The organism is Sphingomonas sp. UV9, assembly GCF_004101245.1.
In the GTDB taxonomy this organism is placed as follows: Bacteria; Pseudomonadota; Alphaproteobacteria; order Sphingomonadales; family Sphingomonadaceae; genus Sphingomonas.
Genome location: NZ_SCIN01000004.1, coordinates 113,279 through 138,985 on the forward strand (window position 1 = coordinate 113,279; position 25,707 = coordinate 138,985).

The following is a 25,707-nucleotide window of genomic DNA, read 5'->3' on the forward strand; positions in this document are numbered from 1 at the left end:
ACGACCTACGCCGACGCAGGCGTTCCGTCCATTGCTCCCTGCGTCTGCGACCGATAGGCGTGCGTAATGCCAGTAACCCAAGCCGATATCGATCTCGCGCACCGCCTCGCGGATGCTGCGGGCCACGTCATCCGACCCTATTTCCGTCACGAGCACGGCGTCGAGATCAAGGACGACCAGTCCCCCGTCACCCGCGCCGATCGCGAGGCCGAATCGGCGATGCGGCGGCTGCTCGACGCCGAACGGTCGGGCGACGGCATCGTCGGCGAGGAGTTTGGCGAGAAGCAGGGTGTTACCAATCGCAAATGGGTGCTCGACCCGATTGACGGCACGCGCAGCTTCACGGTGGGCCGGGCGATTTTCGGCACGCTGATCGCGCTGGTCGAGGATGGCTGGCCGGTGCTCGGCATCATCGATCAGCCGGTCCAGCGCGAGCGTTGGATCGGTGTCGCTGGGCGTCCGACGACGCTCAACGGCGTGCCGGTCCGCACTCGCCGCTGCCGCGAACTCGCCGGCTCGACGATCGCCACCACCAGCCCGCATCTGTTCGACGAGGTCGACGTGCCGCATTACCTCGCGCTGGTTGCGGCGATCTCGGGCGGCAATCCGCGGCAGGGGCCGGTCTATGGCGGCGACTGCTATAATTACGGCCTGCTCGCGAGCGGCCATCTCGACGTCGTGTGCGAGTCGGGACTCAAGATCTATGACTTCGCCGCGCTGGTGCCCGTGGTCGAAGGCGCTGGTGGCATGATGTGCGACTGGAACGGCGATCCGCTGACGGCGGACAGCGCCGGCCACGTGCTGGCGATCGGCGACCCCGCCCGGATGGATGACGTGCTCGAGGCAATGCACCGGTTGCAGAGCGATGGGCATGAGCACGGCCACGACCACTGACCGGACTTCTCCCCCCGCCTGCGACGGGCTGGTATCGAATTTGAACCACCGCCCGAAGGCGAGCGATGGTCGACCGGCAGGACCGCGCGCTTGCCGTCAGCCGCGATCTCGATCGGTGAAGCGGGGCGCGCGGTCGAAATCGGTTCTACCGAACGGTCGGTCGCGGAAGAGATAGCCGTAGTAGAAGGTGCGGAGACGGCGGTGGAACGCGCGGATACGGTCCTGATAGGCGAGTTGCGCCGTCAGGTCGGTATGCGCGATCCGGGTCAGCAGCGCCTGCACGCCAACCGAAGGCAGGACCCAGCCGAGCGCACGGCCCGCTGCATCGCGCGCTTGCAGGCCCTGGCGATACCCACGGACCGAAGGGGCGACGCTGTCGTCACCATTCTCGTGGAAGGCCAGATACCATTTATAATGGAATTCGGGACCGAGCGGTGCCGAGTCCGCCCATTCGGGATGGCGGGCGTAGAAGCGCCGCATCGTGGCTTGGCGGGGCACGTCCCACGCGCCGTTGACCGCTTCACGCTGCGCCATCGCGATCTCCGCGCCTTGGTTGACCGGAATCGCAGCGTTGATCGCGACGTTGCACAAGGTCGGGACGATCAGCACCAGCACGAGCCATGCCGCCGCCAGCGCCGCCGCGTTCGCGACCGAACTCCAATGCAGCCGGCCGATGAGCGCGGCGAGTGCGATCCAGAACAGCAGATAGGCGGCGATCACTACAAGGACGATCAGGATCGATGCGACGCCGACCCCCGCGAATGCCGCGGCAATACCGAAGGGTATGCCGAGTGCGCTCCACGTCAGCAGGAAGCGAAGCAGCGTCCGGCGCCGCCACAGCGCACGCCCCCCGTTCGGCAACGCATCGAGCATCCGCTGCCGCCCCGCCTCTCGCTCGGCCGACCGGAGATCGTGAAACAGCGCGATCACGAACAGCGGCGCGAGGAATACCAGCACGAAGGCGAAATCGAACCGGCCGGGCAGTGCGAGTTCGGGATTGAAGGTGTCGCCGTCGTAGATCTGCGCCTCCAGTCCCAGCGCGCGGACCCGCAGGATGTACGGCGCCACGTCGCGCATGCCGAGCGCGGCGAAGGCGAGCGGTGCCGGCGCATCCCAGGTCGGGTGGAAGCTGTAATAGGCGGCGCTCCCGGCATCCTTGGTACGATCGACATAGTCGGCGATCGCCCCGATATCCTCGGCCTGTGCCGCCGGGATGGCGGCGATGGCGGCGCGCTGGCGGGCGATTTCGCCGGTTCCCGCGGCGAGCGCCGCCGCGGTCAGCAGCGCGAGCAGGGCCAGCGCGCCGACCGTCAGGCGCTGGCGGAACAACAGTCGCACTTCATAGCGGAGCAGGCCCATCATCGTGCTCCCAGTCGGCGCGACGCGACCACGAGCAGGATCAGCGCCCCTGCCAGCCAGGCGAACACCACGGCGAGGCCGGTCAGCGCGGCGGCGGCGAGCGTGCGACCGTCGGGCGCGATGAACCGGAAGTCCGGCATGGCCTGCCAATTGCGCGCGGCAACGCGCTTGCGCCGATCCGCGCCGGCATCGGTCGCGCCGTCGTCGGCATAGCTGACGTCCTCCATCTGCATCCGGTTCAGCCGCTGGACGAGCGCGTAGCGATAGGCCTCCGCCTGCTCCAGGAACCGCTGGTGCCCGGCGAGATCGGTACCCGCGGCGGCCATCGACAGGGACCGCAGGGCGATGGCCGGGCTCAGCAACCCAATCGCGTCGACCAGGGTATTCTGGCGCGCCTGCGCGGCGTGGTTCGCGATCGCATAGCGGCCATAGACCGCCGAGGTCAGCCGCTCGCCTTCGATGCCCAGCGCGCCCTTGTAGTTGATCGGCAGATCCTCGACCTTCGCCACGCCGTAGCGCGCGAGCAGCGCCTGCTTGAACTGCGCGAAATGAGGATCGTCGGGATTGTGGCTGTCCCCCATGGTGCGCAGGTCGCGCGCGACCGCGACTTCGGTCTGCAACCGGTTGGTCAGCGGAATCGCGGCGCTGGCGAGATCGGGTGCGACGCGGGGCAAGAGCACCACCGCGACCGCCCATAACGCGACCAACGCGAGCAGCGCGTCGCGGCTGCGGCGGACCGACGCCGACACGACCAGGATCAGCACGGTCCACAGCGCCAGATAGCCGACATAGCCGAGCGCGATCACCAGCATGGGCCAGATGAGCGCGCCGGGTTGGCCGGCGATCGCGACCAGACCGATCATCGCGGGCAGCCCGGCGAGCAGCGCCGCGGCGCCCAGCGCCAGCAACTTGCCCCGAACGATCTGTCCGCGGCCGGCGCCCTGCAGCATCAGCACGCGCACCGTACCGCGCTCGGTCTCCCGCGCCAGCGCGCCATAGCCTAGGAAGATCAGCAGCAGCGGCGCAACCACTTGCAAGACGAAGGCGGGCGTCAGCTGGCCGAAGCGCACCAGCAGCGAGCTTTGTCGCACATCGCCGAAATTGGCGCTGTTCTGGCGATGCCCCTCCAGGAACATGCTGTTGCCCGTGAACGCATCCACACCGGGATCGAACGCGGCGAGCGACCCTAGCGGGCGGAAGATGAAGGTGCCGTAATGGACAACCCGGTGGGGGTGCCGGTCGGGCTGCGCCTTGAACGCCGCCTCTGCCGCCTCGGCATGACGCGCGCGCAGTTCGGCGATCCCGCGCTGGTGCGCCCAGGAACTGGCAGCCGCGACCAACGTCAGCAGCACGACCAGGACGAAGGCGATGATGGCGACGCGGTTGCGCGTCATCAGGCGGATTTCGTCGCGTGCGATCAGTCCGACCGCGCTCATGCCGCCAACCGATCGCCGCCGAGCTGGAAACGGGCGTGCAGCGCGCGGACGTCGAACCGCTCGGGTCCATCCGCACGCACTTCGTGCGCGACGCGTCCCGCTTCCAGAAAGGCGATGCGGTCGGCGATGTCGGCGGCGGAGAGGAGGTCGTGCGTCACCATCAATATCGCGGTGCCCCGTTCCCGGACCTGCAAGAGAAGCTGCGAGAAATCGGCGGTCGCGCGCGGATCGAGCCCCGATGTCGGCTCGTCCAGCAGCAGCACCGGCACCCGCCGCAGCAGCGCCACCGCGATCGCGACCTTCTGACGCATCCCCTTGGAAAAGCCGCCAAGCCGCTGGTGCCACGCCTGATCCTGCAACCCGGCCGCAGCAAGTCCCGCGGCGATGGCATCATGCCCCTGCCGCTCCCCGGAAAGCGCAAGCAGATAGTCGGCGTTTTCCACCGCCGTGAGATGCTCGTAGAGCGCAACATTCTCCGGCAGGTACGCAATCCGCCGTCGCACGGCGTCGGCATCGGTCGCCGGATCCAACCCGCAAACCTTGATCGTCCCCGACCGTGCCCGCGTGAATCCGAGCAGCGCGGACAAGGTCGTCGACTTGCCGGCACCATTGCCACCCAGCAACGCGGTAATACTGGCCGCCGGTACGCGCAGCGACAGGCCGTTGAGGACGTAGTGCGTGTCGTACGCGAAACTCAGATCGTCGATCAGGATCGGTTCGGTCATCGGGCGTATCAGATCCTCGGCCATGAACATCGACGCTCAATGCCCGGTCTGCTGCCATGTAACAAGATATCATTGACGATGTTACATCATAACCTTCATAGGCACGCAGCGCGGGGGCGTCGCAGCGCTCTCGATCCGAACTGCCGAAGGGGATATTGTCTTGCGTCTGTCCATGCGTGCTGCCTCGATGGTCGGTACCATTCCGCTTGCCGTTGCCTTGTCTTACGCCCCTGCTTTCGCGCAGTCGGACGAGGAGGGCCGCCCAGACCGTGAACGCGAGGAAATCACGGTGACCGGCGTGCGGCAGCCGTACCGCGGCAACTTCACGCTGCGCGAAATCCCGCAGGCGATCACGACGATCAACGACACGGTGATCGCCGAGAACGCCATCACGCGGCTGACCGACGCGCTCGATCTGAACGCCTCGGTGGTGCGGCAGAACACGCTCGGCGGGCTATGGGACAGTTTCGCCGTCCGCGGCTTTGCCGGCGACGAGAATTTGCCCAGCGGCTATCTGGTCAATGGTTTCAACGCCGGCCGCGGGTTCAGCGGGCAGCGCGACGTCGCGGGCATCGAACGGGTCGAGGTGCTGAAGGGCCCGGCCGCTGCGGTGCTGGGGCGCGGCGAACCCGGCGGCTCGATCAACCTGGTGACCAAGCAGGCGGAAATCGGCCGGACCTTCGGCACTGCATCGCTGCACTATCGCAGCTTCGACACCGTTCGTGCCGAGGGCGATGCAAACCTGGCGCTGACCGACACGCTGTCGGCGCGGCTGATCGGCTATGCCGAAAGCGGCGACACGTTCCGCGATACGGTGGCGCAGAAGCGCTGGGGCTTCCTCCCGTCGATCGGCCTGAAGCTGGGCAGTGCCACGCGCGTCACCTATGATTTCGAATGGACGCGGGTCGAGGTGCCGTTCGATCGCGGTATTGTCGTGCTCAATGGGAATTTCGACACGGTGCCGCGCTCGCGGTTCCTCGGCGAACCGAGCGACGGCGACACCGTCGCGCGCGCGACCGGCCACCAGTTGCGTCTCCAGCACGACTTCAGCGACAGGTGGTCGCTGTCGGTGGGCGCCAGCCACCGCGACACGCGACTGACCGGCGCATCGTCGGATGCCGAGACGCTGCGGTCGCGCCAGAAGCTCTACATCGACGGCCGATCGCTGTCGCGGCAGCGGCGCACCCGCCAATACACGTCGGAGCACAGCGTGCTGCGCGCCGAACTGGCCGGCGAGTTCGCGACGGGGTCGCTGCGTCACCGTGTCCTGATGGGCGGGGATTTCGACTATTTCGATACCGACCAGCTGTTCACGCGCTATCGCGGGCCAGTCGTCACCGCGACCACGACCGATCAGGCGGGCTATGTGCTCGATCTGCAGAACCCGGTCTATGGCCGCTATCCGGTGCCCGCGACCGCGCCGATCACCAACCGGCTCGACGTACAGCGCACGATGGGCGCCTATGTGCAGGACCAGGTCAGCCTGACCGATCGGCTACAGGTGCGCGTCGGCGGTCGCTACGACGACTTCCTGCTCCGCGTCGACAACCGCCTGACCAGCGTGCTGGGCCGGCGCAAGCGGAGCCGCTTCAGTCCGCAGGCCGGGATCCTCTACGAACTCAGCACGCCGCTGTCGCTCCATGCCGCCTATGGCGAGGGCTACCGCGCCAATATCGGTGCCGACGCGAACGGCAACGTGTTCGAACCCGAAACCAGCAAATCGATCGAGGCCGGGGTGAAGCTGACCGCGCTGGGCGGCCGGCTGACCGGTACGCTGGCGGCCTATCAGCTCGACAAGTCCAACGTGCTGGCCACCGACACGGCGAATCCCGGTTTCTCGATCGCGATCGGCAAGGCGCGCAGCCGCGGGATCGAGGCCGATCTCAACGGCCGGCTGCCGGGCGGGATCGAGCTGCTGCTGAGCTACGCCTATACCGACGCCGAGGCGCGGTCGCGTGTGCTGGACCCGAATTTCTCGTTCCAGATCGAGCCGGGCGATCCGCTGATCAATATCCCGAAGCAGAATTTCAACATGCAGGCGGCCAAGCACTTCAAGGCGGGCTCGCGCGAGATGCTGGTCGGGGCCGGCGTCCAGCATGTCGGCGCGCGCAACGGCGAGACCGGGACCGATTTCACGCTGCCGTCGCACACGCTGTTCCGCGTGTTCGGCCAGGCGGACCTGATCGACGGCGTCCAGCTGTTCGGCTCGATCGCCAACCTGTTCGACGACCATTGGTACGCCAACAGCTATTCGCCCGTCTGGGTGCAGCCGGGCACCCCGCGCACTGCCACGATCGGCCTGCGCGCCAGCTTCTGAGTACGAATCCCATGCGTCTTATCCCCCTCGCGATCATCGCCCTGTCCGCCGCGTCGGCATCCTGGGGGCAATCGAGCGCGCCGCTATCGGGGTTGCCGGCCGCGATCCTGCCACCATTGCAGCCTTGGTCGGGCGCGAGCGAGCGCCTGATCGTCGCGGCGAACGATCCGTGGATCACGCCGGCCGAACGCGCGGGCTTCGCGACGACGCCGCGCTATGCCGAGACGCGCGCCTGGTTGGAACGGCTCGCCGCCGCCTCGCCGCGGATCCGGGTCGAGACCTTCGGTCGCACCGCGCAAGGACGCGACATGCTGATGGTCCGCGCCAGCAAGGGTGGCGCGGGAAAACCTGTCGTCCTCGTCCAGGCAGGCATCCACTCCGGCGAGATCGACGGCAAGGATGCCGGCCTGATGCTGCTGCGCGACATCGCGCTCAGGGGCAAGGACAGCCTGCTCGATTCAGTCGACCTGGTGTTCGTGCCGATCTACAATATCGACGGGCACGAGGCGATGAGCCGCTGGAACTTCCCGGCGCTGCGCGGACCGCTGGAAAAGGGCTATGTCGCCACCGCGCGCGGCATCAACCTGAACCGCGACTATGCCAAGGCCGACGCACCGGAGACGCGCGCGATGATCGCGTTGCTGCGTCGGCTTGATCCGATCCTCTATGTTGATTGCCATGTCAGCGACGGCTTCGACATGCAGTATGATATCACCTTCACCTATGCCGGCTGGGGCCGCTACGCCTATCACCGCGCCACCGCCGACTGGCTGACGGCACGGTTCGGACCGACGGTGACGGCAGCGCTGGAAGACGCCGGGCATGTTCCGACGCTCTACCCGAGCCCGGTCGACACGCGTGATCCCGCCAAGGGCATCCGCCAGGCCCCCGAGGGCCCGCGCTATTCGACCGGCTATGGCGACTTCATCGGCGTGCCGACCGTGCTGGTCGAGAACCACCTGCTGAAACCCTATCGGCAGCGCGTGCTCGGCACCTATGTCCTGCTCGAAGCGGCGCTGAAACTAGCGGCGACCGACCGGGACCGGATCGTCGTCGCGAAAGCGACCGATCGCGCCAGCCGGCCCGCAAGGATGCTCGCGCGCTGGAAACCGGCGGCGACCCCGATCGGGTGGATCGAGCGGTTCAAGGGCATCGGCTTCGAGACCTATCGCTCGCCGGCGAGCGGACGGCTCGAACAGCGCTGGACGGGTAAGCCGATCACGATCCGCATGCCGATCATCGGGCAGGACCCGGTCGAGACTGTGACGCTGCCGACCGCCTGGTGGGTGCCGGCGGAACAGACCGAAGTGCTCGCCCGCCTGCGTCTCCACGGTATCCGGTTGGATCCGATCAAGAGCCCGCGAACGCTGACGCTCGACCGCGTCCGTCTGCGCGATGCCGCAGTGCAGCGGGCCCAGGACGGGCGGCTGCCGCTCAAGGCTGCGTTCGACCATGTCGCTGCGACCGAGACGCTACTTGCCGGTACGGTCCGCGTTCCCTCCGACCAGCCGCTCGGCCTGCTCGCAGCCGCGTTGCTGGAACCGGAGGCCCCGGACTCCCTGCTCGCCTGGGGTTTTTTCCCTGAGATGCTCGCCTCCCCGCCAGGTGCGGAAGACTTCGTCCGCGCACCACTCGCCGAAGCGCTGCTCGCGGCAGACGGCACGGTCCGCACGGCGTTCGCAGCGAAACTCGGGGATGACCCTGCGTTCGCAAAAGACCCGGACGCACGGCTCGACTGGCTCATGGCGCGCCTGCCCGACCGCAAGACCATGCATCTGATGTACCCGATCCTGCGGGAACGATAGCGATCTGGCCCTCGAACCTTGCTGGGGGGGTCAGCAAGGTATCGCCGGCTGAAGCAAGCAACACGACGACGACGTCGGCCGATCTCGACGCGGGTATCCGCGACTTTGCTCCGATCCCCGGGCCGAAAGTGACGGTTTTTCCCCCTAGCGAAGGTTTCGATCGCGCGGCAGGTACCTGTTGTGCAAGCGACGACAGGTAACGCAAGGCCGTATAGGACGGCTCGACACATGAAGAGTTTCTGCGCAGCCCGTGTCATAAGCGGAACAGAACGCAGCATCCGCGTGCACTACCGTCAGCCTCGATTCCAACCCTACGTCCGTAATCCCGGTGGGCGTTTGGGCTCCCGGATGCGTAACTTAGGCCATTGTGAGCGACCCAGACCGCGATTCCCGATACTCGCAGGGGTGACGGAATGGCGCAAATCGGTAGGGGATGCCCTCGCGGCCGAAGATGCTTAGAAAATCCCCAGAAACTTCTTCTTCTGCCCCTTCTTCTCCGCGGCATTCGTCTTGCCGTCCTCGCCCTTCGCGGTGGTTCCCCGCCCGACGTCGTCGCGCGCCTCACCCTTGGTCGTGCGCTGTGCCTTCGCCGTTGCGCCCGCCAGGACGGGGCCGCACGCGGTCGACTTCGCATCGCCGACATCGACGAACGCGAGCACTCCCGCGACCGGTGTCGCCACCAGCGCCAGCCCGAGGCCGCTGCCGACGCGTGCGAGCAGGTCCTTTGAGATCACGTTCATCTTGGGGGCCGCGAACATCCCGCCGACGCCCACCGGGGACTGCCCTGCGAACAGGCTGAACTTCTTCGAATCCGCGCGAAACGCGAGGTCCACCGCCTCGTTGCGGAAACTGAACCCGCCACGCCCGACGATCACATTTTTGCGCGTATCGATCAGTATCGGGTCCGCCGCTGCGACCCCGCCGCGCACGGTAAAGCCGATCAGCCCGCAATTCATCTGCACCGGCTCGTCGAGCTTGCCCTGGAACATCCGCTGCGCGAACGTGCCGATGTCGAGCTCGGCCAACTGCACGTTGCGGACCGACAGCGCACCCGACGGCAGCACGAACGCGATCCGTCCGCGCGACGAGGCCAGCGACTGATGGATCGAATCGCCGCGCCCCTTCAGCTCGATTCGGCCCTTGATCGTCCCGGTCGTGCCGGCCTCGGCGAGTCCGTAGCCCTTGAGCAACTGGCCCAGTGGCGTCGGCGCGAGACGGATATCGTAGGAGACCGCGCTAGGCCGTTGCCGCGTGTCGAACACCACGTCGGAGGATACGTTGCCGCGCGCCATCGAGAAGGTCAGCGGCGATAGCGCTAGCCGCCCGCGCTCCAGATCGAGCGTCAGGTCGACGTTGGAGATCGGCAGGTTGCGCGATTTGACCGTTCCGATCGTCCATTTCAGGTCGGCATCAAACAGCTTCATCGTCTCGATCGGTAGATTTCCGTTGGGTAGCAGGCGCTGTGGTGCGGCGCCCGTCGCGGCAGCGGCCGCCACCGCGCCGCGTGTCTCGAGGATGTCGGGATTGAAGCCGATGAACGGGGCCGCATCGATGATGTCGAGGCTCTTGGTCGTCAGCACCGAATCGAGATGGATGCGCTCGCCGTTGACGATCGTCAGCTTCCCCGCGAGATCGGTCCCGCCCGCAATGCCGCGCAGCCGCGTGAACGCGTATGCGTCGCCCTGCTTGATGAGTTGCGCCCGCAGCGTGTATTTACGCGTGTTCGGGATCGCGACGTCGATGATGCCGAGCAGCGTCGACAGGTTGGCGCCACGTGCGGTGACCGCCAGCGGCACGTTCTCGATATCGGCGATGCTCGGCAGCGTGCCGGCGACGTCGATCACGTTGCCCGCCGCCCGCGCCCGCGCGACCAACTTGTTCTCACCCCGATTGGCGGTCGCGTCGGGCGACAGCAGCTGCGCGGACAGCGTGAACGGCGTGTCGCGCAGCCGCCCTCTGCCCGTCAGCCCCACGGCACGCCCGATCGTCGCGTCGACCGATCGGATGTCGGCGATGTTGAGGTCCGCGACGATCCGCATCCGCGGGTCGAGATAGCGTACTGACGTTCCGGTCACCGTCGCGACGTCGATCCGCGGAAACCCGAGCGGATCGCCGCCCGTCTTCTCGGAGAACGTCCACGTGTTCGCGCTGTGCGCCTTGTTCCACTCCAGATCGACGTCGCCGTTGACGAGATCGAGCCAATAAAGACGCCGCTTGCCGAAGATCAGCGACAGCGGCGCGATCCGCGTGTCGAGCTTGTCGGCGCGGAACAGGTTCGGCCGGCTCGCCCAATCGGGGTTCGAGAGCGTGAAGTTCTCAGCGTACAGCTTGATGCGGAAAGGGGCGAAATAGAGCTGGAAATCGCCGCGGACCTTGAGCGTCCGGTGCGTCAGCGATCCGACGACGCGCTCGAAGGGATGCTTCAGGAAGCGGCCCTTGGTGATATACAGCACTAGCCAGATCGCGGCGATCACCGCGACGATCCCGATCAGGATATTGCGCAGTATCCGCCGCTTGCGACGCTTTCGTGTCTCGACTGCGATCGGCTCCGGTGCTGGAGCCGGGGAGGGGGCGTCGATCGGCGGCGTCGGGCTGGCGTCCATGCAGGCCCTATCGCATGGCAATCGTGTGAGTTCCACAATGGCGGGTCGCCGCCGGTTGATATTTGCGACCAATGCGGATAGTGCGCCCGTCTCTTCGAAGGGAACGCGTTCGACGAATCGCCCGGCCAGTGTGGGCTGCCGCGGCGATTTCAGCGTTCCTCTCGTCAACCGAAAGGATAAAAATGCCCAAGCTGAAGACCAAGAGCGGCGTCAAGAAACGCTTCAAGCTCACCGCCACCGGCCTGCTCAAGCACGGCGTCGCGGGCAAGCGTCACCGTCTGGCGCATCACAACGGCAAGTACATCCGTCAGAACCGCGGCACCAAGCTGCTGTCGAAGGCCGATACCGCAGCGGTTAAGGCCTGGGCGCCTTACGGCCTGCGTTGAGCTGAGAAGGAATTAGACAATGGCACGCGTAAAACGGGGTGTTACCACCCGCGCCAAGCACAAGCGTATTTTGGTTCAGGCGAAGGGCTATTATGGCCGTCGCAAGAACACCATCCGCATCGCCCGTCAGGCCGTCGAAAAGGCCGGACAGTACGCTTACCGCGACCGCAAGGTTAAGAAGCGCACCTTCCGTGGCCTCTGGATCCAGCGCATCAACGCCGGCGTCCGCGCCGAGGGTCTGACGTATTCGCAGTTCATGCACGGCGTGAAGCTTGCGGGCATCGAACTCGACCGCAAGGTCCTGGCCGACATCGCCATGCACGAGGGCGCAGCCTTCAGCGCGATCGTCGCCCAGGCGAAGGCAGCACTTCCCCAGGCCGCGTAATTCGCGACTGAGGTGTTTCGGGAGGGCGTCGGTAGCAATACCGGCGCCCTTTCTGCGTTCATGAAGAGCGTCATCCTGGCGAACGCTCCCCCTTTCCGTCATCCCGGCGAACGCCGGGACCCATGGTTACGGCGGACCCGGCGATACCGTGCTATCATCACCCGGCCCGCTACCATGGGTCCCGGCGTCCGCCGGGATGACGGAGAGGGTAAGGGGAGCACGACATGCGCGAAACCTTTCAGCCCTGCGTCTACATCCTCCACTCCCGCCGCCACGGCACGCTCTACATCGGCGTCACCTCGAATCTGCTCGCAAGGCTGGTTCAGCACCGCGAGGGGTTGATCCCCGGCTTCACTCGCCGGTACGGCATCAAACGTCTCGCTTATTACGAGATGTTCGACACGATGGAGGCCGCGATCGTTCGCGAGAAGCGGCTGAAGGAGTGGCGAAGGGCGTGGAAGATCGACCTGATCGAAGCGCACAACGAAAATTGGGACGATCTGGGTATCGGGCTGGGCCTGCCCCGCATGGCCGAACCCCTGGGAGTATGACGTGACCGAAGACCTGAACCAGATGCGCGAACACATGCTGACGGCGATCGGCGCCGCGTCCGGCCTCGACGCGCTCGACGCGTGCCGGGTCGAGGCGCTCGGCAAGCAGGGCACGATCACCGCACTGCTGAAGACGCTCGGCAAGATGACGCCCGAAGAACGCCTCGTCCAAGGCCCGCAGATCCAGGGCCTGCGCGAAGCCGTCGCCAACGGCATCGCCGAGCGCAAGGCGACGCTCGAACGCGCCGCGCTCGACGCGCGCCTCGCCAGCGAAACGCTCGACATGACGCTGCCCGCGGACGCCACGCCCGCCGGCACGATCCACCCGGTCAGCCAGGTCATGGACGAACTCGCCGAGATCTTCGCCGATCTCGGCTTCGCGGTCGCGACCGGTCCCGAGATCGAGACCGACTGGCACAACTTCTCCGCACTGAACATCCCCGAGACGCATCCGGCGCGCGCGATGCACGACACCTTCTATCTCCAGCAGGGGATCGATGCGAAGGGCGCGGGCACCGCCGACGAGAAGACGACCTTCTCGCTACTCCGCACGCACACCTCGCCCGTCCAGATCCGCACGATGCTGAGCCAGAAGCCGCCGATCCGGATCATTGCGCCGGGCCGCACCTACCGCTCGGACTCTGACGCGACGCACACGCCGATGTTCCACCAGGTCGAGGGCCTCGTGATCGACAAGGGCATCACGCTCGGCCATCTGAAGTGGACGCTCGAAACCTTCGTCAAGGCCTTCTTCGAGCGCGACGACATCGTGCTCCGGATGCGCCCGAGCTATTTCCCGTTCACCGAACCCTCGGTCGAGATCGACGTCGGCTACACGCTGGTGAAGGGCAAGCGTGTCGTCGGCGGCGCCGAGCCCGATGGCTGGCTAGAGATTCTCGGCAGCGGCATGGTCCATCGGAAAGTGATCGAGGCGTGCGGGCTCGATCCCGACGAGTGGCAGGGCTTCGCGTTCGGCTGCGGGATCGACCGGCTCGCGATGCTCAAATACGGCATGGACGACCTCCGTCCGTTCTTCGACGGCGATATCCGCTGGCTGAAACATTATGGTTTCTCGAGCCTCGACGTCCCCACTCTGTCGGCCGGAGTCGGCGCATGAAGTTCACGCTCAGCTGGCTCAAGCAGCATCTCGACACCACCGCCACGCTCGACCAGATCGTCGATGCGCTCACGCGTATCGGCCTCGAGGTCGAAGGCGTCGAGAATCCCGGCGAGAAGCTCGCCGCGTTCCGCATCGCCAAGGTGCTCAGCGCCGAACGCCATCCGCAGGCCGACAAGCTCCAGATCCTGTCGGTCGACGCCGGTGACGGCCCGCTCCAGGTCGTCTGCGGCGCGCCCAACGCGCGCGCCGGGCTGGTCGGCGTGTTCGGTGCGCCCGGCGCCTACGTCCCCGGTCTCGACGTGACGCTCAAGCTCGCGAGCATCCGCGGCGTCGAATCGAACGGCATGATGTGCTCGACGCGCGAGCTTGAGCTCGGCGAGGATCATGACGGCATCATCGAGCTGCCCGAGGACGCGCCGATCGGCACGCCGTACCCCGATTATGCCGGGCTGACCGATCCCGTCATCGACGTCGCGATCACCCCCAACCGCCAGGACTGCATGGGCGTCCGCGGCATTGCGCGCGACCTCGCCGCGGCGGGGATGGGCACGCTCACGCCGCTGATCTTCGATCCCATCGTCACCGACGGTGCGGGCCCATCGGTCCGTACCGACGACACCGCAGGCTGCCCCGCCTTCTTCGCGCGGACCGTCTCCGGCGTGACCAACGGCGAGTCCCCCGACTGGATGCGCCGCAGCCTCATCGCGATCGGCCAGAAGCCCATCTCCGCGCTCGTCGACATCACCAATTACCTGATGATCGACCTCGGCCGCCCCTTGCACGTCTACGACCGCGCGAAACTCTCCGGCGGCCTCGTCGCACGCAAGGCCAAGCCCGGCGAACAGGTCGTTGCGCTCAACGGCAAGACCTACACGCTCGACGATAGCATGACCGTCATCGCCGACGACACCGGCGTCCACGACATCGGCGGCATCATGGGCGGCGAGCATTCGGGTGTCTCGGCAGAGACCACCGACGTGCTGATCGAATGTGCCTATTTCGATCCCGACCACATCGCGCGCACCGGCCAGAAACTCACGCTCACCTCCGACGCGCGCAGCCGGTTCGAACGCGGCGTCGACCCCGCCTTCCTCGAAGACGGCCTCGCCATTGCCACCGCGCTCGTGCTCCACGTCTGCGGCGGCACGGCCAGCGACGTCACTCGCTCGGGCGAACCCCCGCTCCAACCCCGCGTGATCCACTACGACCCCCGCCTGTCGGCAGACCTGGGCGGGCTCCACGTCGCCCCCGAACGCCAGGCGCGCACGCTGTTGTCGCTCGGCTTCACGATCGGCGCGATCACATCGGCCGACGCGTTCAGCGACGCGCTGTTCTCGACGATCGAGGGCAAATGGCCGGTCACGATCCCGACCTGGCGCCGCGACGTCGACGGCCCCGCCGATCTGGTCGAGGAAGTCGTCCGGATCGAGGGCATCGACAACATCCCCTCGACGCCGCTGCCGCGCATGCCCGGCGTCGCCAAGCCGACCGCCACCCCCGAACAGAAGCTCGAACGCCGCGCACGCCGCGCCGCCGCGGCCCGTGGTCTCGACGAGGCGATCACCTGGAGCTTCCTGTCGGAGGCCGAAGCCGCACCGTTCGGTGGCGGCGCCTGGACGCTCGCCAACCCGATCAGCGAAGACCTGAAGGTCATGCGCCCCTCGCTGCTCCCCGGCCTGCTCGCCGCGACCGGCCGCAACCTCAAGCGTGGCGCGCAGAGCGTCCGCCTGTTCGAGATCGGCCGCCGCTATCTGGCGGACGCCGAGCGCCCGACGCTAGGCGTCGTCCTAGCCGGCGATCGCCGCCCCCGCGGCTGGCGCGAAGGCAAGGCCGCCAGCTTCGACGCCTACGACGCCAAGGCCGAGGCTTTGGCCCTTCTCGCGGCTTCAGGCGCACCGGTCGACAATCTGCAAGTGATGGGAGAAGCCGGCGACGCATGGCACCCAGGCCAGTCCGGCACGCTCCGCCTCGGCCCCAAGACCGTGCTGGCGAGCTTCGGCATGCTGCACCCTTCGGTGCTGAAGGCGTTCGACCTCGACGGCGCCGTCGCCGCGGTGGAAGTCTACCTCGACGCCATCCCGCCCAAGCGCGCCTCTGGCTTCGCGCGCGCTGCCTACGCGCCCCCCGCACTTCAGGCCGTCCGCCGCGACTTCGCCTTCCTCGTGCCGGCAGCGCTAGCCACCGACACGCTGGTCCGCGCGGTAAAGGGTGCCGACAAGGCCGCGATCGTCTCGGCGCGCGTGTTCGACGTGTTCACCGGGCAGGGGGTCGAGGACGGCCACAAGTCCGTCGCGGTCGAAATCGTCCTGCAACCGACCGCGAAAAGCTTCACCGACGAGGAACTGAAGGCGGTAGCCGACAAGGTCGTAGCGGCGGCAGCGAAACAGGGCGCGACCCTGCGCGTCTGACCTCGCCCCAACACCACCCCGGCGAAGGCCGGGGCCCAGTTGGGGGACAGATGTAACGGCGGACCGTCCCTCGTTACTTCGACCTTTCCAACTGGACCGCGGCCTTCGCCGGGGTGATGCCGGCGGGCTGTCCGATGAGCGTTTTGAAGACCCGCGCGTTCGAGCATGACGGAAGGAACTCCATGACCGACCTGATCACCATCGCCAACGACCACCTCACCGCCGCGATCAACCCCCACGGCGCCGAACTCACCCACCTCCACGACGCAGCCGGTCGCGAGCTGATGACCAACGCCGACCCGGCCTATTGGACCGGCCACGCGCCGATCCTCTTCCCCGTCGTCGGCGTCGTCAACGAAGGCGTCATCCGCCTCGACGGCAAAGCCTATTTGATGCAGAAGCACGGCTTCGCCCGCCATTCGACCTTCGAGGTGATCGCGCAGACCGCAACGTCGGCCACCTTCCGCCTCACCGACAGCGAAGAAACGCGCAAAGCCTATCCGTTCGCCTTCGCGCTCGACATCGTCTTCACGCTCGACGGCGCGACGCTGGCGATCGAGGCGCATATCCACAACCGCACCGACGCGGCGATGCCGGCGAGCTTCGGCTTCCACCCCGCCTTCGCCTGGCCGCTCCCTTACGGCGAGCCCCGCGCCGACCACCGCATCACCTTCTCTGCCGACGAACCCGGCACGTTGAAAGCGATCAGCTCCGACGGCCAGATCGCCGTCGACGATCGCCCCTCGCCGGTCGAGAACCGCGTCATCGCCCTGCGCGACGACCTGTTCGCCAAGGACGCGCTGGTCTGGGACCCGATCCATTCCGACGCGCTCACCTACGGCGCCAGGACCGGCCCGCAGCTGAAGATCGCCTTCCCCGACACCCCCAAGCTCGGCATCTGGACCAAGCCCGGCGCGGCCTATGTCTGCGTCGAGCCCTGGCACGGCATCGCCGATCCCGAAGGCTATACCGGCGACTATCGCGACAAGCCCGGCGTGTTCGAAATCCCCGCCGGCGGGGTCGAGCGCATCGAAATGCGGGTAACGCTGTTGGCTACCCCTATCTGAGCAAAACGCATCGGACCTCCCCTATCCTCCCCCGCTAGGGGGAGGTGGCTGGCCCTTGCCAGACGGAGGGGGAGGTAAGAGTTGCATCTGCTTCGTGTCCTCCCCCTTCCGACGCTTCGCGCCACCTCCCCCTGGCGGGGGAGGATCGAAAACGGTTCCAACCGGGTGAGAACGACAAGCGTCTTCCTCTGTCCTACACGCCCCGCATCTGCCAATAGCACGCGATGATCGCTGCAAGCCGCCTCCTCCCGCTCCCGCCGCGTCCCGCGCGGGAAGGGGATTTCGAGCGGTACGTAGCGTGAACTTCCTTACCTTCCGAGCCCCGACTCGGCGCCCCGGACCCGTATCATGACCATATCCCCGCGTCGCACTTTCGCGATCATCTCGCATCCCGATGCCGGCAAGACCACGCTGACCGAGAAGCTCCTGTATTTCGGCGGCGCGATCCATCTCGCCGGTGAGGTGAAGGCGCGCGGCCAGACTCGCCGCGCCCGCTCCGACTGGATGAAGATCGAGCAGCAGCGCGGCATTTCGGTCACCTCGTCGGTGATGACGTTCGAGCGGCAGGGGATCACCTTCAACCTGCTCGACACGCCGGGCCACGAGGACTTCTCCGAAGACACGTATCGCACGCTAACCGCTGTCGACTCGGCGGTGATGGTGATCGACGCCGCGAAAGGCATCGAGCCGCAGACGCGCAAACTGTTCGAGGTCTGCCGCCTGCGTAACGTGCCGATCATCACCTTCGTCAACAAGGTCGACCGCGAGGGCCGCGATCCGTTCTCGCTGCTCGACGAGGTGGCCGAGATGCTCCAGCTCGACGTCTGCCCGATGAGCTGGCCGGTCGGCATGGGCGGTGAGTTCGAGGGCGTCTACGATCTCTACGCCAACACGCTCAGCCGCCCCGAAGGCGACAGCCGCGAGTTCATGGGCAAGGCGATTCCGTTCAAGGGCATCGACGATCCGGAACTCGCCAAGATCCTGAGCCCCGAAGCCATGATCCGCCTGAACGATGAGGCCGAACTCGCGCAAGGCGGCTATTCGAGCTTCGATGCCGAGGCCTATCGCGCGGGCAACCTGACGCCGGTCTATTTCGGCTCCGCGCTGAAGGATTTCGGTGTCGCCGAGCTGATCGCGGCACTCGCCGACTACGCCCCGCCACCGCGCGCGCAGCCGGCCGAGCCCGCGCCTATCTCGCCCGAAGAGCCCGAAGTCACCGGCTTCGTGTTCAAGGTGCAGGCGAACATGGACCCCAACCACCGCGACCGGATCGCGTTCATGCGGCTCTGCTCGGGCGTGTTCAAGCGCGGCATGAAGCTCACCCCGACCGGCCACGGCAAGCCGATCGCGGTCCATTCGCCGATCCTGTTCTTCGCGCAGAACCGCGAGCTGGCGGACGAGGCGTTTCCCGGCGACATCATCGGCATCCCCAACCACGGCACGCTGCGCGTCGGGGATACGCTCAGCGAAAAGGCCGCGATCCGCTTCACCGGGCTGCCGAACTTCGCCCCCGAAATCCTGCGCCGCGTGGTGCTGAAGGACTTCACCAAGACCAAGCAGTTGCGCAAGGCCTTGGACGACATGGCCGAGGAGGGCGTGACTCAGGTCTTCTATCCCGACATCGGCTCGAACTGGATCATCGGCGTGGTCGGGCAGTTGCAGCTCGAAGTGCTGCTCTCGCGCCTCGATGCGGAGTACAAGGTTGCGGCAGGGCTCGAACCCGCGCCGTACGAGACCGCGCGCTGGATCTCCGCGGAAGACCCGCTGGAGCTGAAGACCTTCGCCGAGATCAACCGCGGCGCCATGGCCAAGGATCGCGACGCGAACCCCGTCTTCCTCGCCAAAAGCGCGTGGGAAGTGAACTACATCGCCGAGCGCTACCCCAAGATCCGCTTCGCCGCCACGCGGGAGCGATAGACTCGACCATTGGGCGGGCGCCGTGGGCTTTCCCGAGTCCTGTGCACCGGCAGGTGCCGCAGGATAATATGCCTGAGCCACTTCAGCGTCGCGCTGCTGACCGGATTTGCATTCGCCGACTTTGAGCGTGACGACCGTTCCCGCAATAGGGCAAGCCGCGCGAACCATTACATACCTTATAAAGGCCAGAACGCAGCGGGACGCCCGGCGACCCAGGTTTCGACGACCTTGTCCGCATCCCCCAATTAACCGGATCGGATCCCCCTCGATCACGACCAGATCCGCACGCATCCCCGGCGCAAGGACACCGCGGTCGCGGAGCGCGAGCAGTTCGGCAGCCCCGGCCGTCGCCACCTGCAAGGCCTGTGCTGGCGTCAGTCCGGCCTCCACCATCAGCGCCAACTCGCGATGTCCGCCCCAGCCGCCACGCGCAAGGGCAGGCGAGTGGCGTGACTCGGCTCCACCAGGCCGCGTTCACCGGCCGGCTCGGCGCGCTGTACGAGACAAAGTTCGGCCTCGCGCCGTTCGTCAGCTATTCGGAAAGCTTCGAGCCGCAGACCGGCACCGCGTTCGACGGCGCAGCGTTCGTGCCCGTCACCGGCCGCCAGTACGAAGCGGGCCTGAAATACCAGCCGCGCGGTACCAGTGCGCTGTTCACGCTGTCCGCCTTCGACCTGCGTCGCCAGAACGTGCCGACGACCGATCCCGCCAACCCCAATTTCTCGATCCAGATCGGCGAAGTCGCGGTGCGCGGCATCGAACTCGATGGCCGGGGCGAGATCACGCCGGGCCTGACCGTCACGGTCGCCGGCACCTATACCGATCCCGAAGTCACGCAGGGCACGCCGGTCGTCGGCACCGGCGACCAGCTCAGCGGCGTCACCGGCACCAGGCCGCTGGGCATATCGACCTGGAGCGCGTCGAGCTTCGTCAACTACGACCTGTCACGGACGGGCGGCAGGGCGCTGTCGGGGTTCAACATGGGCGGCGGCGTCCGCTATGTCGGCCAGTCGGATGGCACTGCGACGCGCGTGGCGGCCGGCCAGACGCTCGCCACCCGGTTCCAGTCGCCGGGCTATGTCCTGGTCGATGCGGTGCTCGGCTATGATCTCGGCACGTTCGACGACTCGCTCAAGGGCATGAGCCTGACCGCGAACGTCGCCAACCTGTTCGACAAGCGCCACATCGCCAGCTGTTTCTTCGTCAACAGCTGTTACTTCGGTGCCTCGCGGACCGTCGTCGGATCGCTGCGCTTCAACTGGTGAGGCGGGGGCGCTGACCCGACCTGCTACGGGCCCGCAGGGGGACCGTCGCAGGTTGGCGTCAGCGTCCATCCTCGATCGGGGCGGTCAGGATGACTCGCAGGCCCGGCATGTTGTCGTCCTGCTCGATGGTGCCCGACAATCCCGCGATGATCGCCTTCATCATCCGGCTGCCAAAGCCCTCGCGCGTGCCGGATCTGCCGACGCCCTGGTCCGCGACGATCAGGCGCAGCCGGTTGCGATGCCGTTCCAGCACGATCTCGATCGGTCCGGCGCGACCCTCATAGGCATATTTGCTCGCGTTGATCACCAGTTCGGTCAGCACCAGTCCGATGCTCACCGCGCGGTCCGTGGCGACCAGGATCGGCGCAAGATCCAGGGTCATCCGCGTCGCCCAATCCTCGCCGAGCGAGGTCTTCATGTCGCCGGTCAGCTCCTCGAGATACCGCGACAGGTCGACCGATTCGACCTGGTCGTCGCGGTATAGCCGGCGGTGGACCAGCGCGACCGCCGCGAGCCGCGCCTGCGCCTCGGCGAGATGCTCCTTCACCTTCGCGTCGTCCGACGATTTCGCCTGGAGCGACAGGAATGCGGCAACCAGCTGGAGGCTGTTCTGGACGCGGTGATTGACCTCCTTCATCAGGACGTCCTTCTGCGCGATCAGGATATCCTTGTCGGCGAGCGTGCGTTGCAGGTCGACGTTTAGAAGGCGGAGGCGCTGGTTGACGTGCGCGTCGTGGAACGCCCGGCGCAGACGATGCGCCGCCTCAATCTCCTCGCGAGTCCAGGGTCGCGATCGACCGCTGACCGCCTGGGTCCAGGATTCGAACGAACTGCGCGGCGTCAGTACCGCGTTCGGATCGAGGGATACCGCCTTGTGCGGATTGCCCGCCCATTCGACTTCCTCGATCTGCTCGGCACGGAACCACAGCAGCATCGCGCCTTCGTCGACGAGCGGTAGCGCCAGTACGCCGCTGGCCGATGGCCTGTAGCTCTCGGCGCGGGGATAGAGCGACGGAAGTTCGTGGGTGGCGAACGGCTCGACCCCGTTCTGCGTCAGCGCCCATTCCGCCAGATCGAGGATGTCGTCCTCGGCCGGGCACACGCCGTGCATCGCAACCACCGCGCCGTCGACTAGCGCAAAGCCGTCGCCGTCGAGCATCCGACGCAGGTCGTCGCGCAGATCGGTGACGATGCTGCGGGGGGCGGGATCGGTCGCGAGCTTCGGGATCACCGCGTCCTCCGCCGCGCGCAGCCGGAGCCGCTCGCGGTAGGCCTCGGCTTCCTCCTTCGCGCGGATCTGGCGTGCAAGGCCGCCGGCCAGTGTCGTCGCCGCGGCCCGGACATCGGGGGACAGCCCGCGCGGCGATCGGTGATGGCAGGCGATCATGCCCCACAACAGGCCATCCTTGACGATCGAGATCGACGCGGACGCCGCGACGCCCATATTCGTCAGATAGCGCAGGTGGATCGGCGAGACGCTGCGCAGCGCAACGTCGCTGAGATCGAGCGTTTCGAACCCGGTCGGTCGCAGCACCGCAGGTACATAGTCGATCGCCGGGATCGTCCGCGTCCGATTGCGGACATAGAGCGCGCGCGCCTGTTTCGGAATGTCCGATGCGGGGAAGTGATGGTTGAGGAAGGTGCCGAGACCCGACGCCTTGTCCTCCGCCATCACGCGACCGGCTTCGTCGTCGAGGAAGCGGTAGACCATCACGCGATCGAAGCCCGTCAATTGCCGGAACGCGATCGCCGCGCGCTCGCACAGCGCCTGGAGATTGCCCGCGCGCTCGAACGTCATCGCCATCGCGTTGAGCCGGCCGAGCATCGCGGCGGCGGTGACCGGCACGCCGTCGATCGTCTCCAGTTCGACCAGCACATGATCGGCGTTGCGGTGGATCGTGACGTCGAACCGTTCGGAAACTCCCGCTACGGGCGCGCCCGTCAGCGCGACCCCGGCGACCGTCTCGCCGCTCGCGATCAGCGCGGCGACGTCCTGCGCCAACAGCGCGGACAAGTCTTGGCCCAGCCAGTCGTCGGCGAGCCGGTTCTCGATATCCCCGGCTCCCGCGACGATCGCGAGGGTCGCGGCGTCGGCCACCAGCAAGAGGCCATGGGGCTGGATCGCGCCCGGGATATGGATCGGTTCGCGGTCGCACGCGGTCACATCCAGCCCCACGTCCGCAGGGGGGATGGCAGTATCGCTCGACGCGCTCATGGCCTTGATACTCTCGTGATCGCACCGCCATGCCCAAACTGGGGAAATAAAGCAAATACCGGCAACGACTTAGGGCGTTAATGTGGCGCAATATCGGCCGGCGCGGACTCGGCATAGCGGCGCGCGATCACGGCGCAGGCGATGAGCTGCAACTGGTGGAACAGCATGACGGGGAGCAGGATGACGCCGACTTGCGCGGGCGGGAACAGCACGCCGGCCATCGGTACGCCCGACGCGAGGCTCTTCTTCGAGCCGCAGAACTGGAGCACGATCGCGTCCTCGCGGGGGAGCTTCATCAAGCGCGCCACTGCAAAGGTGAGCGCGAGCACGAAGGCGAGCAGCGCGGCGCAGAGCAGGCCGATCAGGATCAGGTCGCCGAGCGACAATTTGGTCCACAGCCCCTCGACCACCGCGGCCCCGAAGGCGCTGTAGACGACCAGCAGGATCGAGCCGCGATCGACCACCGTCAACATCGCTTTCCGCCGTGTCACCCACGCGCCTATCCATGGCCGGAGCAGATGCCCGGCGACGAACGGCACGAGCAGTTGCAGGATGATCGCCTCGACGCTGTCGATCGAGATCCCGCCGCTGCCGGACGTGTGCATCAGCAGCGCGACCAGGGCCGGCGTGACGAGGATACCGAGCAGGTTGGAGAAGGAGGCGCTGCATACCGCCGCGGCGACATTGCCGCGCGCGATCGCGGTGAAGGCGATGGACGACTGCACGGTTGAGGGAAGCAGGGTCAGGAACAGCAGCCCGGCGGCGAGCGGCCCGTTCACGAACGGCAACGCGCTAAGCCCGAGGCCGAACAGCGGGAAGGCGACGAACGTCACCGCCAGCACGGCGAGGTGTAGCTTCCAGTTGCGCAGGCCGGACAGGATCGCATCGCGCGACAGTTTGGCGCCGTGCAGGAAGAACAGCAGCACGATGCCGATGTCCGCCGCATAGCCGACGATCGTCGCCATCTCGCCGCGTGCCGGGAGCAGGCTTGCCAGCACGACGGTGCCGAGCAGCATCAGGATAAACGGCTCGAAGATCGACAGGAAGCGTCCGATCACGGATGCGCTTTCACATAGGCGTCGAGCGTCGCGAGGTGGCCGCTGAGCGAGTCGTCGTCGAGGAAGCTGCCGAGGAAGCTGTTGCGCGCCAGCGTCACGACCTGTTCGCGCGACAGGTTGCGCGCGCGCGCGGTCTGGCGGAAATTCTCGCCGATATAGCCGCCGAAATAGGCGGGATCGTCCGAATGGATCGTCGCGCGAAGCCCGAGATCGAGCATCCGGTCGATCGGATGGTTCTCCAGCGTGTCGACGTTGCGGAGGGCGACGTTCGAGAGCGGGCATACCGTCAGCGTCATTGCATCGCGGGCGAGGCGTGCGACCAAAGCGGGGTCCTCCAGCGCGCGGTTGCCGTGGTCGATCCGGTCGACCTGGAGGATGTCGAGCGCCTCTTGGATGTAGGCGGGCGGGCCCTCCTCGCCGGCATGCGCGCACAGCATCAGCCCGGCATCCGCCGACGCCGCGAACACGCGCGCGAACTTCGACGGGGGATGGCCGACCTCCGACGAATCGAGTCCGACGCCGATGAACTGGTCGAGCCAGGGTTCGGCTTGCGCGAAGGTCTTGAACGCGTCCTCCTCGTCGAGATGCCGGAGGAAGCTCATGATGAGGCCGACGCTCATGCCGTGCTTGTCCTGCGCGACGTCGATGCCCGCGAACAGCCCGCGTGCGACGACGTCGAACGGGATGCCGCGGTGCGTGTGCGTCTGCGGATCGAAGAAGATCTCGGCATGGACCACGCCGTCCTGCGCGACGCGGTCGAAATAGGCGACCGCGAGATCGCGGAAATCCTCCTCGGTCTGGAGCACCGCGGCGCCGGCGTAATAGATGTCGAGAAAGGTCTGGAGGTTGGTGAAGCTGTACGCCGCGCGGACGTCCTCGACGCTCTTGAACGGGATCGCGACCTTGTTGCGCTCGGCCAGCGCGAACATGAGTTCGGGCTCCAGGCTGCCCTCGATATGAAGGTGCAATTCCGCCTTGGGCAGGTTGGTGATGAAGTCGTCGGTCATGATCCGTCCAGTCGCAAGGGGCATGTCGGCTGCAACCATTCCGCGCACCGCGGCTTACCGCAAGTGCGAAAGGCGTTGCATGACAATCCTGTCACGTTACGCAGCGCCGACACCCCGATGACGAAGGACCCCCTCGATGGCCACCGGACTGGTAGCATTGCTCGACGATATCGCCGGGATCACCAAGCTGGCGGCCGCCAGCCTCGACGATATCAGCGCCGCGACCGGCAAGGCGGGAAGCAAGGCGATCGGCGTGGTGGTCGACGATGCCGCGGTGACGCCGCGCTACATGGTCGGGTTCGAGCCCAAGCGCGAACTGCCGATGATCTGGAAGATCGCGCTCGGATCGTTCCGCAACAAGCTGCTTTTCATCCTTCCCGCGGCATTGGCACTGAGCGCGTTCGCGCCGTGGTTGCTGACGCCGCTGCTGATGGTCGGCGGCACGTATCTGTGCTTCGAGGGTGCGGAGAAGATCCTGGAGGCGTTCGGCGGTGTTCATGCCGAGGAGGTCGTCGCCGCGCCGGTCGATGCCAAGACGCTGGAGGCGCAGAAGGTCTCGGGCGCGATCCGCACCGACTTCATCCTGTCCGCCGAGATCATGGTGATCGCGCTGTCCGATGTGGCGACCAAGCCGATCTGGGAACAGGCGATCGTGCTCGCGCTGGTCGGCATCGTCATCACGATTGTCGTCTACGGCGTCGTCGCGCTGATCGTGAAGATGGACGATATCGGGCTGCACTTGGCGCAGCGGAACGGGGCAGCCGTGCAGGCGCTCGGGCGCGGGCTGGTGAAGGGCATGCCGCTGGTGATGTCCGCGCTGTCGGTGATCGGGACGGCGGCGATGGTTTGGGTTGGCGGGCAGATCATCGTCCACGGGGTCGAGACGTTCGGGTTCACGGCGATACCGCACTGGATCCACGATACGGCCGAGCACGCGGCGGCGGCGGTGCCGGTTGCCAAGGGCGCGGTGAACTGGGCGGTGAACGCGTTCTTCTCGGGTGTTGTCGGGCTGATCCTGGGCGGCGCGATCGCGCTGGGGTTGCATGCGGTGAAGGGCAAGAAGGCGCACTGAGCCGCCGACAATCGGAGGCCCTCCCACCTCCTTGTTCTCCCGCGAAGGCGGGAGCCCAGTCTGGGTCCCCGCCTTCGCGGGGAAACACGTCGCGGGTGGTTATAAAAAACACCACCC

The 25,707-nt window shown here is 66.7% G+C and carries 19 protein-coding genes; 12 read left to right on the forward strand and 7 right to left on the reverse strand.

The window, feature by feature from the left end; translation table 11 throughout:
* Positions 1-66: 66 nt before the first annotated feature.
* A complete protein-coding gene (locus EQZ23_RS17535; protein ID WP_128455748.1) occupies positions 67-894 on the forward strand; it encodes an inositol monophosphatase family protein in 828 nt (275 codons plus the stop codon).
* 96 nt (positions 895-990) lie between these two features.
* On the opposite strand, the gene EQZ23_RS17540 is transcribed toward EQZ23_RS17535, so the two are convergent.
* Genes EQZ23_RS17540 through EQZ23_RS17550 form a run of 3 tightly spaced genes read right to left on the reverse strand, consistent with a single transcriptional unit; the run spans position 991 to position 4,414 of the window.
* Positions 991-2,253 (reverse strand): DUF3526 domain-containing protein, encoded by a 1,263-nt coding sequence (locus tag EQZ23_RS17540; protein WP_128455901.1) that lies wholly within the window; start codon positions 2,251-2,253, stop codon positions 991-993.
* Entirely contained in the window at positions 2,253-3,689 is a 1,437-nt protein-coding gene (locus EQZ23_RS17545) for a DUF3526 domain-containing protein (protein WP_128455749.1), read from the reverse strand. The genes EQZ23_RS17540 and EQZ23_RS17545 overlap by 1 nt, the downstream gene beginning before the upstream one ends.
* Positions 3,686-4,414 carry an ATP-binding cassette domain-containing protein gene (locus EQZ23_RS17550; RefSeq protein WP_128455750.1) on the reverse strand — a complete coding sequence of 243 codons (729 nt, stop codon included), beginning with the start codon at positions 4,412-4,414 and terminating at the stop codon, positions 3,686-3,688. The genes EQZ23_RS17545 and EQZ23_RS17550 overlap by 4 nt, the downstream gene beginning before the upstream one ends.
* Before the next feature lie 172 nt (positions 4,415-4,586).
* On the opposite strand from EQZ23_RS17550, the gene EQZ23_RS17555 reads away from it, so the two are divergent.
* On the forward strand, positions 4,587-6,731 hold the full coding sequence (locus EQZ23_RS17555; RefSeq protein WP_128455902.1) for a TonB-dependent siderophore receptor: 2,145 nt from the start codon (positions 4,587-4,589) through the stop codon (positions 6,729-6,731).
* Between the two features lie 11 nt (positions 6,732-6,742).
* Entirely contained in the window at positions 6,743-8,536 is a 1,794-nt protein-coding gene (locus EQZ23_RS17560) for a M14 family metallopeptidase (RefSeq protein WP_128455751.1), read from the forward strand.
* 455 nt (positions 8,537-8,991) lie between these two features.
* Here the strand turns inward: EQZ23_RS17560 and EQZ23_RS17565 are convergent, their stop codons facing one another.
* Positions 8,992-11,139: an AsmA family protein gene (locus EQZ23_RS17565; RefSeq protein WP_128455752.1), complete on the reverse strand. Its 2,148-nt coding sequence runs from the start codon at positions 11,137-11,139 to the stop codon at positions 8,992-8,994.
* Between the two features lie 182 nt (positions 11,140-11,321).
* On the opposite strand from EQZ23_RS17565, the gene rpmI reads away from it, so the two are divergent.
* The 8 genes from rpmI (at position 11,322) to EQZ23_RS17610 (ending at position 20,238) form a co-directional block, all read left to right on the forward strand.
* Positions 11,322-11,525: a 50S ribosomal protein L35 gene (rpmI, locus tag EQZ23_RS17570; RefSeq protein ID WP_031395289.1), complete on the forward strand. Its 204-nt coding sequence runs from the start codon at positions 11,322-11,324 to the stop codon at positions 11,523-11,525.
* Positions 11,526-11,544: 19 nt separating this feature from the next.
* Positions 11,545-11,910 (forward strand): 50S ribosomal protein L20, encoded by a 366-nt coding sequence (gene rplT, locus EQZ23_RS17575; protein ID WP_031395288.1) that lies wholly within the window; start codon positions 11,545-11,547, stop codon positions 11,908-11,910.
* 224 nt (positions 11,911-12,134) lie between these two features.
* A complete protein-coding gene (locus EQZ23_RS17580) occupies positions 12,135-12,461 on the forward strand; it encodes a GIY-YIG nuclease family protein (protein WP_128455753.1) in 327 nt (108 codons plus the stop codon).
* 1 nt (position 12,462) lies between these two features.
* Positions 12,463-13,578, forward strand: a complete 1,116-nt coding sequence (pheS, locus tag EQZ23_RS17585; RefSeq protein WP_128455754.1) for a phenylalanine--tRNA ligase subunit alpha — start codon at positions 12,463-12,465, stop codon at positions 13,576-13,578.
* Positions 13,575-15,989 carry a phenylalanine--tRNA ligase subunit beta gene (gene pheT / locus EQZ23_RS17590; protein ID WP_128455755.1) on the forward strand — a complete coding sequence of 805 codons (2,415 nt, stop codon included), beginning with the start codon at positions 13,575-13,577 and terminating at the stop codon, positions 15,987-15,989. The genes pheS and pheT overlap by 4 nt, the downstream gene beginning before the upstream one ends.
* A 182-nt stretch (positions 15,990-16,171) precedes the next feature.
* The gene (locus EQZ23_RS17595; protein WP_128455756.1) at positions 16,172-17,056 is read left to right on the forward strand and encodes an aldose 1-epimerase family protein; all 885 of its coding nucleotides are present in this window, start codon (positions 16,172-16,174) and stop codon (positions 17,054-17,056) included.
* A gap of 348 nt (positions 17,057-17,404) precedes the next feature.
* On the forward strand, positions 17,405-18,973 hold the full coding sequence (locus EQZ23_RS17600) for a peptide chain release factor 3 (RefSeq protein WP_128455757.1): 1,569 nt from the start codon (positions 17,405-17,407) through the stop codon (positions 18,971-18,973).
* A 449-nt stretch (positions 18,974-19,422) separates the two neighbouring features.
* A complete protein-coding gene (locus EQZ23_RS17610; RefSeq protein ID WP_164913486.1) occupies positions 19,423-20,238 on the forward strand; it encodes a TonB-dependent receptor in 816 nt (271 codons plus the stop codon).
* 58 nt (positions 20,239-20,296) lie between these two features.
* Here EQZ23_RS17610 and EQZ23_RS17615 read toward each other — a convergent pair whose 3' ends face one another.
* From EQZ23_RS17615 to EQZ23_RS17625, 3 genes are all read right to left on the reverse strand, one after another.
* Positions 20,297-22,453, reverse strand: a complete 2,157-nt coding sequence (locus EQZ23_RS17615) for a histidine kinase dimerization/phosphoacceptor domain -containing protein (protein ID WP_128455759.1) — start codon at positions 22,451-22,453, stop codon at positions 20,297-20,299.
* A gap of 77 nt (positions 22,454-22,530) precedes the next feature.
* Entirely contained in the window at positions 22,531-23,511 is a 981-nt protein-coding gene (locus tag EQZ23_RS17620; protein ID WP_128455760.1) for a bile acid:sodium symporter family protein, read from the reverse strand.
* Entirely contained in the window at positions 23,508-24,518 is a 1,011-nt protein-coding gene (locus EQZ23_RS17625) for an adenosine deaminase (protein WP_128455761.1), read from the reverse strand. The genes EQZ23_RS17620 and EQZ23_RS17625 overlap by 4 nt, the downstream gene beginning before the upstream one ends.
* A 136-nt stretch (positions 24,519-24,654) precedes the next feature.
* On the opposite strand from EQZ23_RS17625, the gene EQZ23_RS17630 reads away from it, so the two are divergent.
* Positions 24,655-25,590, forward strand: coding sequence for a DUF808 domain-containing protein (locus tag EQZ23_RS17630; protein ID WP_128455762.1), 936 nt, complete (start codon positions 24,655-24,657; stop codon positions 25,588-25,590).
* Positions 25,591-25,707 lie beyond the last annotated feature (117 nt).